Here is a 12641-nt window from a genome sequence, read left to right on the forward strand (position 1 = left end):
GGTCTCGAAAACCGTTGATCCTGCAAGGGATCCCAGGGTTCGAATCCCTGTCTCTCCGCCATATAGTTTATCTTCATCATTGATAAACAATGATATATTTTCATAGAATATCGACGCATCCCCCTTTTTATCCCCCCGCCGCGGTGTAGGGTGCCGGATATTGCCGAAGCGACACTTGGATGAAATATACGTTTGGAGCCAGGATACGCGCAAAGACGCCCATGTGAGGCCAGTGTTTGCAACAAGCGGTCCTAGAGGTGGATAAGGGTAGCCTTCACTGACTTCACTTGTCGTTACGCCCTCCGCACCTAATAGCGGTAGTTTTGCAAATACCTCAGAAGCGTCAATTATTTTCCGTGCGGCGAACAATCCCCTAGGTTCCGCCAGGACAACAAGGAGGCGCGAAGCGGCCAATGCAAAACGCGTTTGTGGAAAGCTTCAATGGCCGTCTACGAGATGAGTGCCTGAATGAGCATACAGCTCACCGCCAGACGGATAATCTCATCGCTCGTTTCTAGATAGCAAAGATCAAGATTGCTCGTCTTGAGACGCTACAAATCCGATCCGCCCTCCTCAACCAAAGTTCTTCTGAAAATTCCTGCGCGACACTAGTTTTCCCGAAAACTTCTGTTCAGTGACTGGGTGAACGGGCTGATTAGATAGGCAAGGAAAGTCTGCTTGTCGTCGAGCAGCATGATCTCAGCAGGCATGCCTGCCAGAAGGCGTACCGCATTTAGCTCCCTCAGATCTTCGCGCCTTACATCGACCTTTGCCAGGAAATAGGACTCACCCGTTCGATCCTCAACCAAACGGTCGGCCGAAATGGTCCTCAGCGTACCGTGGATCAGAGGCAGGTTGCGCTGCTTGTAGGCAGTGAGGATAACGCGCGCCTCCATGCCCGCATGAACCCGATCAATATCGCCCGGTTTCACCTTGGCATTAATGACCAATGCCTCCTCGACCGGCACGATATCGAGTACCGCACTGCCGGGGGGCAAAACGCCTGTCTCGGTGGTTACACGAATGTTCATCACCGATCCGGAAAGCGGTGCTCGGATCACCGTGCGTTTCAGGATATCCTCGCGTGACGGGATCTGGCTGCGAATTTCGCCTAGAATCCTCTGGATCTCGGCAAGCTGATCGTCGGCTTGCTGCACAACTTCTTCACGCATGGTCAGGAGTTGCAGTTCCGCTTCTCCGATTTTCTGGCCATTCTCGGCAATCTTCGCACGGTTTTCGGCTTGCTCCGCCTCAAGCTGCGCGTTTGCGCGGCGCAGCGCAAGCAATCTCGGCATCTTAGCGAGTCCGCTTGCAAGCAGGGTCTCAACGGTCGAAATCTCTTCCTGCAAAAGATCAATCTGACGGCCCTGCGCGGCCAAAACCTCGCGAAGGCCCGCGTTCTGTTCTTCAAGCTGGCTGACCCGCTGTCCCAGAACGCGCTCACGCCCAGCCATTGTAGCACGGCGACTTTCGAATAGCTGTGCCTGCGCGCGGATTGCCTGCGCGACTTCGGAGTCCGGCGCCTTCGCCAGTTCGTCCGGGAATACAATGGCCGCGGCGGCAGACCTCTCGGCCAGCAGGCGTGCCTCCGTGGCCAGAAGATGCAAGTAGCGCTTGCGGAGTTGATCATACTGGGCAAGCGCTTGAACATCGTCCATTGTCAGCAGGATGTCCCCGGTTTCAACGGTATCCCCTTCCCGAACGTGGATCGTCCGGACAATTCCACCCTCGAGATGTTCAATCGTCTTGCGGCTGCCTTCGGGGCTTACAACGCCCGCCGCGATCGAAGCGCTGGCCAGCGGCGCGAGCGTGGACCAGCCCCCCGCAAAGACGACCAGCAAAAAAATGCAGGCAAAACCGAAAAACCGAGGGCGACGGGTAAGCGCATATAGGTTCGCGGAGGAATTGGGACGACGGCGCCAGAGTACGCGGCGCAATAACAGAAGGAACAAGAGCAGTGTGAATATCAGAGCAAAGGCACCAATGTCGGCCATAACGCCTTCGCGGTCAAGCCCGACCAGCAGTACTGAACGTAGCGGCAGGCTTTCCGGCAAGAGGTTCTCGATCATCCACGTAAGACCCGGCACGAGCCGTTCCCCCATGTCTGTGGACAGAGAACGCCATACCGCTCCCGCCGCGCCAAGAAAGGGTTCAAGCATTTCGATTATTTCATCAAACATTGCGTTACTCCGCCGGAGTTACATTCGCGGCGTTCTTTAGCCTGAGGCCGCGGTTCAACTGTTTAGGATCAGGGACACTGGGCTGAGAGACCGGCCTGAGGATCTCGTCGCGGTCACAAAACTTCGCCACCGCCCCTTCATAAAGCATGAGAACCTTGTCCACGTCTTTCAGGATGTCCGCCCGGTGGGACACGATCACGACCGTCTTCCCGCGCTGCTTCATCTGCCGAAGCGCATCGGCCAGTGCCTTGTCGCCAGCACCATCCAGGTTCGAATTGGGTTCGTCCAGCACCACCAGCGCGGGATCGCCAAACAACGCTCGCGCAAGGCCGATCCGCTGACGCTGCCCCATTGAAATCCGGTCTGCATTGGCGCCAACATCAGTTTCGTAACCGTCTGGTAGATGCCGTATCAACTGATCGGCGCCGGCGAGCTTTGCCGCAGCGAGGATTTGCTCACTGTCAAGGCTTCCGAACCTTGCGATGTTCTCCGCCACCGTACCCGGAAAAAGCTCTGCCTTTTGCGGTAGGTATCCAAGAAATGGGCCCAGACACTCCGGATGCCAGCGATGGGTGTCGGCGCCGTCGAGGCGAACGCAGCCCGTGGCCGGGCGCCATGCCCCGACGATCGCACGGCACAGGCTCGATTTACCCGCACCGGACGGACCTATGACAGCGCAGATGTCGCCGGGTTCAAGAGTAAAGCTGACCTTGCGCAGGATCGGCTGGGTCGAACCGGCCGCCAGGACAGTCAGGTCCTCGACGGCCAGAAGGCCCTTCGGACGCGGTAACCTGACGGGATCTGATAGTCGCCGCATCTCCTCGAATGACTGCCGAAGAGCGGATTTGGCAGCGCGTGCTGAAACGAACTTTTTCCACGCCGCCGTAAGCCGCTCTATCGGGGCCAGCGCGCGCGCCCCGATGATCGAGGCAGCGATCATCGCACCGGCGGTGATCTGGCCTTCGAGAACCAGAAACGCCCCTGTCCCAAGGATCGCAACCTGCAACGCCATCCGCAGCGACCGGGTGAAGTTCAGGATGGAAGTGGTGGTCTCGCCAAGTTCGTACTGCTCGTCGCGCGCACGTTCCTGCCAGGCTTTCCAGCGCGCAAATATGGCCTTTGACATGCCCATCGGGACTATGGTCTCGCCCCCTTCGACAAAGCGGATAGCCGCCTCATTGGCCTGCCTTACGGCCTGGGTCGCCTCTTCCTGGCGCCTGCGGGTAAGAAGGTCGTTCGCGACCGTAGCGAAAAACAAGACAATGGCGCCCAGAAGGACGATTATCCCAAGACCCGGATGTAGCAGCCAGACAAAGCCGATGAAGACAAGACTCCATGGCGCATCGAGAAAGGAAAGAGCCGCGTCGGCCTGAAAGAAGGTCCGCAGGTCGCTGACATCTCGAATCGTGGCCGTGGGCTTGCCGCCAGCCAGCCGCTGTTCCATCGCGTTTTGTAGCACCTCGTCGCTTAACTGACTGTCGATGAACCCAGCGGCGCGAGACAGGATCAGGCGCCGTGACTGTTCGAGGAAACCATAGATCGCGATGGCCACGATAGCGAGAACCGTCAGCCAAAACAGCGTATCGAGCGAACCGCTCGATAGCACTCGGTCATAGATCTGCAACATATAAATAGATGTAACGAGCAGCAGAAGATTGACGAAACAGCTGATCGCCACGAGAGGGATCAGATGGCGGCGAATTGCAGCCATCGTTTCGCTAAACGGTGTCTTGGGGCGGGACATCGGCAGTCTCTCCTGTCCTCGAATTATTTAGTGTCCGGCCGCGGGCAAGGCCGCGGCCGGACAGATCGTTTGCCAACGTGTCATGCGGCCATCGGGTCTCCTTCGATGAACCAATCGAACGACCCGGCATCGGTGTCGCCCTCGAAGTCCGACAGTTCGACATTCACGGTACCGGTAAGGTCATCGATCTCGGCGAAAGTGAAGGCCGATATCTCCGGTATGCGGATGGCGTCGTTCCCGGTCAGCGAGAGACTCAGGTAAAGCTCATCGAACTCGTCATCAGCGATGAACTCAACCGCCAGGCTGTTGGGTCCATTGGGCGCCGTCAGCCCCGAAATGATATCAGAATCGACGAAGACTCCGTCATCATAGGCCTCGACTTGTATTGAGAATGTCGACAGCCCACCGGTTGAGCCCTCGAAGACGATCTCGACCCCAGCGACGTCCTGGCTGAACCACATCGAGAGCGCCTCGTTCTCGTTCATGATGGCGTTCTCGAGACCGATACCATTGGTATCGATGTTGATGTCCTCGTTGCTTTCTGCCGAGTTGACGGGCCCGTTGTTATCGCCGCCACTGTCGAACTGTTGCTTGAGGGTCAACGTGCCCATGGTGCCGTCACCGTCCCAGTCGGCACTGATGAAGCCATCAAAGGTCACAATGTCGCCCGGAGGGACTGGCGTGTATTCCTCGACTGGCCCGCCGGGCAGGGTGCCCCCGCTGAACAACGGCAACTTGATGAGCGGCGGACTGGCAAGGATTGTTCCCGTGTAGTCGCCATTGGATGGATCCAGTTGCACCTCGAAGAACGCGCCGTCATCTGGTATTTCCGGCGTCTGGGCGTCGATACCCGAGCTGAAATAGGTCACGCTATGGCCGTCGATCGAAATCTCTGACGTGATCGTGCCGAGAACAGACCCCATGGGCACCGATACGGCACCGACCGAGGTGATGATGAAATCCCCTGCCCCGTCCGCGCCATATGCGATTTCCTCATCAACCGTTTCGGTTTCTCCCGCGATGAAATCGATGGTCGGGATATCCGAAAGGATGCCGCCATCCGTCGGCGAGATCACCGGCCCGTCATCGCCAGCCCCGAAGTTGCCGCCCAGATCGACCTCAGCATAATCGACGTCCTGATCGCCGTCGTAATCGGTGACGGTATCCGTGCGCCGGATAGCAAGCTGGCTGTCATCCAGTGTCAGGATATCGGTCGTGTAGGGCGCAGCCGCCGCAATGACCGGGTGATCAAGAACACCGGACTGGGTGAAGGTCACAAGACCCGCCGCACTGACCGAGAACCGCAGGATTTCATCTTCCTCCAGGTTGTCCGTCACCGCCAGATAGTCACCTGTCACACCGTCAATCGCCCAGACAAGTCCGACACCGCCACTTTCGGCCTGGCTGCCGCTCATCATCACGGCTGAGCCCGCGGTCACCAGAAGTTGTAGCGAGTGCACCGACACAGTTGATCCGGGACCGTCGCCGCCATAGCGGTTCGTGTCACCGAAGGCCGGCGCAAAATTGACGACAACCGTATTCGGTCCGTCCGCCGTCGCATCCCCTGTGGGCAGCCCGAAGCCGTTATCGCCTTCGAAATTGCCCGAACCCGATGTGTTACCATCGAATAGGTAAACGGCGTCCGGCTCTGTCCCGCCCGCATTGACATTGGCCACCGCCGCGTCGTCTCCGATACCAAAGTTACCGCCGAGATCAATGTCGTCGTAGGCGCTGTCCTGATCGGTGTCGTAATCGGTCACCGTATCGGTGCGCCGTAGCGCAACCTGACCGTCATCGAGCGTCAGGATATCGGTCGTGTAGGGTGCCGAGGTATCGGCCCGGAGATGATCGAGGACCGCGTTCTGGGAGAAGGTGACGCCGCCCAATCCATCGGAAGTCAGGCTGAACACGACAGTTCCTCCAACACCGGCCGTGGCGTTGATAGTATAGTCGTCTACGACGTCCCAAACCACGCCGGTCCCGTTGCTCGCGACCGCAACTCCGCTCATCATGACCGCCGAGCCGTCGAGCCCGGTGTCCGGAACAAGCGTAAAGTCGGTGACCGTACTTCCCGGCCCATCAGCGCCGTAGAGATTGGCGTCGCTGAACGCTCCCGAGAAATTAACGGTAACAGAATCCGTGACGCCATCGGCAGGCGCATCACCCAAGGGCAGACCAAAGCCGTTATCACCCTCAAAGTTACCATTTCCGCCGACCGTTGTCGCGTTGCCGTCGAAGAGGTACTGGACATCCGGTTCAGTGCCATCGGCATTCACCTCTGCATAGGGCGCATCGTTCTCCAGCCGCATTCGCAGTGCATTCGGCTGGAAGGCGACCGGGTCGTTGTCCCCCTCGTAGGCGACCAACCCGTCAGTGTAGTCGATAATGATCGTCGCCTCTTCCCCGATTACGAGGTTGTCCAGCGGCCCATAGACGGTCATGTCATAGGTGCCATCCTCGCTGACAATCACCTCGACAATGGTCTCGTCGCCAATTGTGGTCTTGCCGTAAAGGACATCCGCGTCCATCAACGCCGGCACGTCGTGATCGATCGTCCAGACCAGAGGATCCCCACCCGATGAATGCCCAAGCGCGTTCAGACCGGTCAGGAAACTCGCATCCGTTGTCCAGCCGAAGTTCTTGACGCCATCGGTGCCGGCAATCACTTGGGTCGAAAGATCACCGGATTCGGTCGTTACCTCAGCCTCGCCGTCGTTATCGGTCAGACCGTCCGGCAGGCCGTCCTCCCACAGATCGACCGTATCGGGTGAGGCGAGTGATCCCGGTCCGTCATCGTCAATCTCAAGGATCGTCGTGTCGTCATCGATCAGGACGACCGACGCGGAACCCGCATCGGTGTCGAGATCCTTGTCTCTCGCATCGACGCTGTAGACGATCGACAGACTTTCGCCAACGATCGCCGGGATGTAGACACCGACGGTATCGTCCTGCAGATTTGTGTTCGGGTTCTGAACCGGCGCGAAGTTTTCGTAGACGATCGTGGCGTTCGCCGGATCATCCTTGTTGGTGAGGCTCATGCGTACAATGACGAAATCGTCACCACCGCCCCAGGCGCCATCCGCCCCCTTGACGCGACCCTCAATGACGGTGATGTCGCCGTCTCCGTCGGCCACCTCGAAGAGATGCACGGTCCGATTAGCCTCCGAGACGCCGTCAAGTGGAGAGTCGACCACGGCGGTGGCTATAAGGCTGGTCTCGATCGGACCCGAACCGCTCAGATCGAATGCGAGAGCATGATCGAAGCCGCCGTTCTCATAGGCGCCATCGGGCCCGTCCGCACCGTACCGGATCGAGGACCCCACGGATCCGAAAAGAGCGCTGATCTGCCCGGCGGTCGATTCGAGCCGCCCAATCGCCTGATCAATCCCCTCATCGCCGACGTTGTTGTAGCCACCGGGGTTGGTCTTCCAGACCGCAGTATTGGCGGTCCCGTCCACGATCACGTCGTCAAGGTCCCCGTTGCCGGTGCCTGGACCATAAGGTCCGGGATCCGTGGCGCTGATGCTTTCGGCTTCACCCGCAGCAAAGTTGTCCGCGCCATCCGCGAGTTGGTCGTTGTCGGGATCGATGGTTTCATCGAGATTGACGCCAAGCGCCGCGATCTCGCCCTCTCCGACATCTTGCGACACCGTCACGACCGGTTCATCGTCGCCGATACCGAAATTGCCGCCCAAATCCACGGAGGCGGCATCGCTATCGGTGTCGCTGTCATTGTCCGTAATGGTGTCCGACCTCTGAACCGCAAGCTGTCCATTGTCGAGCAACAGGATATCCTGCGTGACAGGATCGTTGTCGGCAACAGGCTGGTCAATGACGCCCTTCTGTTCGAAAGTTACCACTGAACCGCTAATAGTGATCTCGAAGATTTCCGTCGCGGTGCCGTCCAGAACCGCGGCATAGCCACCGCCAGCGCTGACCGCCCAGACAAGGTTGGTGCCGCCACTCGTGGCCTGGCTGCCGCCCATCATTACGGCTGATCCGATCACCGGCGTCAGCACAAGGCTGTATGTCGTCGCAAGACCAGTGCCGCCATCGGTGCCGTATTGGTGGTTGGTGGTGAATGCGCCCGAGAAATCAAGCGTCGCAGTCGTTGGATCCTGGTTCGCAATTGCATCGTCGGTCGGATAACCGGTGCCGTTGTTGCCCTCCCAGTTACCGTCCGTCGTGGTATTGCCGTCAAATAGATAAACAGTGCCCGGCTCTGTACCTGCACTGACAGAGGCAGTGGGGCCATCGTCGTCATGCAGCATGTCTGCGCCCACGTTCGCGGAGACCTCGCCGCCGACTTGGGTCGTCACAACGCCCCAGTCTATGGCACCGTCATTGGTGTGCAGAAGCGCGTGGTCCACGTCGCCTGCCCAGTCCAGCGTGATCAGATCCTGAGAGTCGACCCCGTTCAGAATGACCTTGGTCGGTCCGCTGCCAAAATCATCGACAAAATCGACCACGATCATACGTCCGTTCAGGTTGTATGTCTGATGCGCCGTCGTCGCATCAAAAGTCGCTTCGAGCGAGGCGTAGGTTCCGTCGGGCAACTCAGCGCCCACCGGCCAGGTGATCTTGACCGAGGAGATCGGGACGACATCCGCGGGGTCGCCGAGGGTCTGATCCGGGTCGCCCTGAGCGGCGCCATTATCTTCGATCAGATCGGCACCATCAGTGTAATTTCCGAAATAGCCGCTCAGCTCGACCTCGATGCCCGAAGTGTCACCAACGGCCTGCACGATGCCAAAGCCCATTTCGGTCTGGGACTGGATGGCGTCAAGGTTGTCGGCATCGGTGCCCTTGTAGTAGTTCCCGACCGGCTGATCGGTCAGTGTGAAGGCCACGAAAATGCCGTCGCCCGGGCCGGTACTCTGGTTGTTGACGCCCACAGTGGCGATATCGAGACTCGGGGTGAGATTGAACACACCCGCGCTGCTGGTGTTCAGAAGGGCGCCGCTTGTATTGCCCTTTTCAAAGTCCTCATCAGCGTTGGACTGAACGTTGTAATTTTCACCGAGCACGAAAATCTTGACGGTGGGCGAGCTGTCCGGCGCGTCTTCGCCAGCCAGCCCGAACAGGAATTTCTTCGGATCAAGGCCCGAGAAAGTCAGGACCTGCCGGGTGTCGCCGTAGACCCATACATTGTCGGCAAGATCGACATAATCGGCATCATGAAGCGTCGGGTCGGGGTTTGTGACGGCCCGGAAGGAGCCATAATAGACCTCCGCCGTCTTTAGGTCCGCCGCCGCGTCGAGATAGCCGACGATTACGATGGACTCGGAGGAGAAATCGTTCAATTCATCGGGCAGCGTGCCGCCCCAAGAGGGATCGGTGGGCGCGGTCGTCGAGCCGACGAGCACCTGTCCATCTCCCACCGCATAAAGGTAGATGATTTCGTTCGTATCCGCGGTCAGAACGTTCGACCCGCCATCAGTCCAGACATCACCGTCGAGTGCCGTCCCCGAGCCATCGGCCGCAAAGCGCAACTCTGCCACCGTCCCGGTTTCGTTCACGGTAATCCAGTCGTCCGCGCTGGCACCTACGGCGACGCGGTCGCCATAGGTCGTCGTCGCGTTCACCGCATCGGTGATCAGCCCGGCATTGACCAACAGCGTGTAGAAGTCATTCGAGATCGATTCAAGGTCGGTGGTGGTTCCGTCATTGTAATTGATGTCACTATCTGTCGTGCCCTCCGATTGATCATGAATCAGGTCGGTGGTAATCGGGTCAATAGGCATATCTGAATCCTCCTGTCGCCTGAGGGGAAGATTCGGCACCGACAAACCGACGTCGCACATTACAAAGAAGTTCGGTTCAAAAGGTTGAGCTACGCCGGGGTCGCTTGCCGACAACCCCTGATCAAAACGCGATGATATCACGCCTCAGATTCGTAGCATTGATAACTGTCAACACTGCCGGCGCAATCGGCCAAGACATTCCGTTACATCACTTTTTTTGCCAAAAAGAGGCCATTTATGTCGGGCTGACGTCCAAGGGCGGGGAAAACGAACCCACAGAAAGCCATGCTGACGGCAACCGGCCTTCCTAGCAGGAACATGCCACAAGCGTCTAAAACAGGATATCGGTGGTGATGCCCGCAGGGCGGCCGCGCGATCTGGCCATGGCGAATTGAGACTCCGACATCCTAGGCGAAATACAGCCGAATCTGATCCGCTTCGGGCCCTGAAGATGTCGGCGGAAAAAAATCCGATTATAAGATAGTGCAGCGGTCGCATTCATTGACGACCCACATCGGAGCACGTCGTGCCGCCTCCGCACCGGGAGCCACGGCGTCAACTTCGACAAAAAAACAAGAGCAGGCGTTACGGAGCGGAACATGGCAACAGGCAAGGGCAACGGCAAGGTATTCAATAACGGCGACCCGACCAACGACAGCGGCGAGGTGGTCCTGAAGGGCGGGCGCGGAGATGACATTTACGTGGTCTCTTCGCTTTCAGTCCGCATTGACGAAAAGAAGAACGGCGGCATCGATCAGGTGTTTGCCTCAGTGGACTACTCCCTGGACGATAATGTCGAGTTCCTCACCCTTGAGGGAGACGGCGACCTGTCGGGCACCGGCAACGATCTCGACAACGTCATCGCAGGCAATTCCGGGGCGAACTTTCTTGACGGCCGTGCAGGCGATGACCAACTCTCGGGCGGGATCGGTGATGACAGCCTTATCGGTGGATCAGGGGCGGACTTCATCGACGGTGGCGACGGTTTTGATACCGTGTACTACTCGGACAACCTGTCCACATATTCTCTCGAATGGGCAAACAAGGATCTTTGGATCACCGACGGCTTTGGCGACACGGACATACTTCGAAATGTGGAACTACTTTTTTTTGCGGACCAGACCATGTCGCTGGTCCCGGAGCCCGAAGCGCCGCCCGCCGAAGAGCCCCTCCCAGAGCAACCGGCCCCTGAAGAGCCTGTCGCTGAGGATCCTCCACCGCCGCCACCTGCCGTGGCTTCGGATGACATTGCAGTCACGAACGAGGATCAGCCAGTCACCATTTCGATACTCGATAACGATTCCGGCGTCGGGTTGACTGTCACAAACTTTACCAACGGCGCCGCCGGCACCGTTTCAATTAGTAGCGAACAAACTCTGATCTACACGCCCGATCCCGATAGCTGGGGGAGCGATACCTTTTCCTATACCGTCATCGACAGTACAGGCGCGCTTGCCAGTGCCACAGTCTCGGTAACCATTGCGGAGGTGAATGACGCCCCAGGGGTTGTGGATGACGCCTTCGAGGCACAATCGGGGGAGACCTTTGTCAGCGGCGTCAGCGTTCTGTCCAATGATTTCGACGTCGACGGCGACATTCTGCACATCGCGGCTTTCGATACCTTGAGCGAACAGGGCGGAACAGTGCAGTTTGCGGAAGACGGGTCTTTCACCTACCTTGCAGCAGACGGATTCTCGGGCACCGACCGCTTTTCCTACACGGCCAGCGACGGCCGGGGAGGCAAAACCACGGCAATGGTCGAGATCGCGGTTCTGCCGCCACCGGATCCGACACTGGATCCGACACCGCTTCCACCACCTCCCGAAGAAACCCAGGACTCCGACTACTTCATCGCTGCACTGATGGCAGGTGACTGGTACCGCCTCAACGCGAACGAAGCCTACGGAACAGGTGCCGTGGTCACCTATGCCTTCGCAACCGAGACGCCGGATTATTATGATGCGGACAGCATTCACAGGGATGGGTTCCTCGCGTTCGATGAAAGTCAGCAAGCCAATACGCGAGAGGCGCTCGACAGTATCGAGGCCTTCAGCGGACTCACTTTCATCGAGTCCACCGTCGCGGATGCGGAGATGGTGTTCGGCTTCGCCGATATCGGTTCCAGCGGCCTTGCCTACTGGCCGACCTATGACGGGACGGGCAAAATGGCGAGCGACGTGTGGCTTGATGACGGGCTCGCGATTTCCTCGCTCGATCAGGGATCGGAACAATATGGCACCCTGATCCACGAGATTGGCCATGCGATCGGTCTGACCCACCCAATCCTGACAGCGGAAGAGGAAAATCAGGCTTTCACGATCATGGCCGATCCGCTGCATCCGACCATGGGAGGTGTCGAAGCCGAGACCTTCATGCAATACGACATCGCGACGCTACAGTACCTCTACGGGGCTAACGACAACCATGCCGCCGGCGACGATACCTATACCTTTGCCGAGTTTGACGGCAATGTGATGACTCTATGGGACGGGGGCGGGTACGATACGATAGATCTCTCCGGTGCAACGCAGGGCGTCGCGCTGAACCTGAGCGACGGGGCGCAAAGTACCATCAGCGCGACCGGAACCGGGAATCTGACAATCGCCATCGGAACATCCATCGAGGCCGCGGTAGGCAGCGCCTATGACGACCGTTTGGCAGGCAACGCGCTAGACAACACATTTACCGGCGGCAGTGGCAGCGACATCTTTGCCTTCGACATGGACTGGGGACAGGACACGGTCACCGACTTCGTGGAGGGCGAAGATTTTCTGGACTTTTCACAAACCGGGCTCGTGTTCGAGGCTCTCAATATTACGATGGTGGATGGGGGTGTCGTGATCGAAAACAATGACGACTCGGTTTTCCTTGACGGTATCACTCAAACGCTGAGCGAAGGGGATTTTCTTTTCGGCTAGGCTGCGCGACTTCGGTAACGCTCGCCGTGTATCTCCTTCCGGTATCTTCAGGATT

General features: G+C 58.4%; 4 protein-coding genes and 1 pseudogene. 2 read left to right on the forward strand and 3 right to left on the reverse strand.

The features are described from left to right. Positions 1 to 407 precede the first annotated feature (407 nt). A pseudogene (locus QZ522_RS05080) lies at positions 408 to 476 on the forward strand (integrase core domain-containing protein); the annotation flags it as partial. Between the two features lie 132 nt (positions 477 to 608). Here QZ522_RS05080 and QZ522_RS05085 read toward each other — a convergent pair. From QZ522_RS05085 to QZ522_RS05095, 3 genes are all read right to left on the reverse strand, one after another. After that, positions 609 to 2069 carry an HlyD family type I secretion periplasmic adaptor subunit gene (locus QZ522_RS05085; protein ID WP_294608322.1) on the reverse strand — a complete coding sequence of 487 codons (1461 nt, stop codon included), beginning with the start codon at positions 2067 to 2069 and terminating at the stop codon, positions 609 to 611. Between the two features lie 115 nt (positions 2070 to 2184). Next, positions 2185 to 3924 carry a type I secretion system permease/ATPase gene (locus QZ522_RS05090; RefSeq protein ID WP_294608324.1) on the reverse strand — a complete coding sequence of 580 codons (1740 nt, stop codon included), beginning with the start codon at positions 3922 to 3924 and terminating at the stop codon, positions 2185 to 2187. Between the two features lie 80 nt (positions 3925 to 4004). Continuing rightward, positions 4005 to 9668: a hypothetical protein gene (locus tag QZ522_RS05095; RefSeq protein ID WP_294608326.1), complete on the reverse strand. Its 5664-nt coding sequence runs from the start codon at positions 9666 to 9668 to the stop codon at positions 4005 to 4007. Positions 9669 to 10267: 599 nt separating this feature from the next. Here QZ522_RS05095 and QZ522_RS05100 point away from each other — a divergent pair. Next, a complete protein-coding gene (locus QZ522_RS05100) occupies positions 10268 to 12586 on the forward strand; it encodes an Ig-like domain-containing protein (RefSeq protein ID WP_294608328.1) in 2319 nt (772 codons plus the stop codon). Positions 12587 to 12641 lie beyond the last annotated feature (55 nt).

This window comes from uncultured Roseovarius sp. (assembly GCF_913054395.1).
Taxonomy (GTDB): Bacteria; Pseudomonadota; Alphaproteobacteria; order Rhodobacterales; family Rhodobacteraceae; genus Roseovarius.

Coding starts and splice junctions, on each gene's coding strand:
- QZ522_RS05095 (WP_294608326.1), bottom strand. CDS start 9,668: ATGCCTATTGACCCGATTACCACCGACCTGATTCATGATCAATCGGAG.
- QZ522_RS05090 (WP_294608324.1), bottom strand. CDS start 3,924: ATGTCCCGCCCCAAGACACCGTTTAGCGAAACGATGGCTGCAATTCGC.
- QZ522_RS05100 (WP_294608328.1), top strand. CDS start 10,268: ATGGCAACAGGCAAGGGCAACGGCAAGGTATTCAATAACGGCGACCCG.
- QZ522_RS05085 (WP_294608322.1), bottom strand. CDS start 2,069: ATGATCGAGAACCTCTTGCCGGAAAGCCTGCCGCTACGTTCAGTACTG.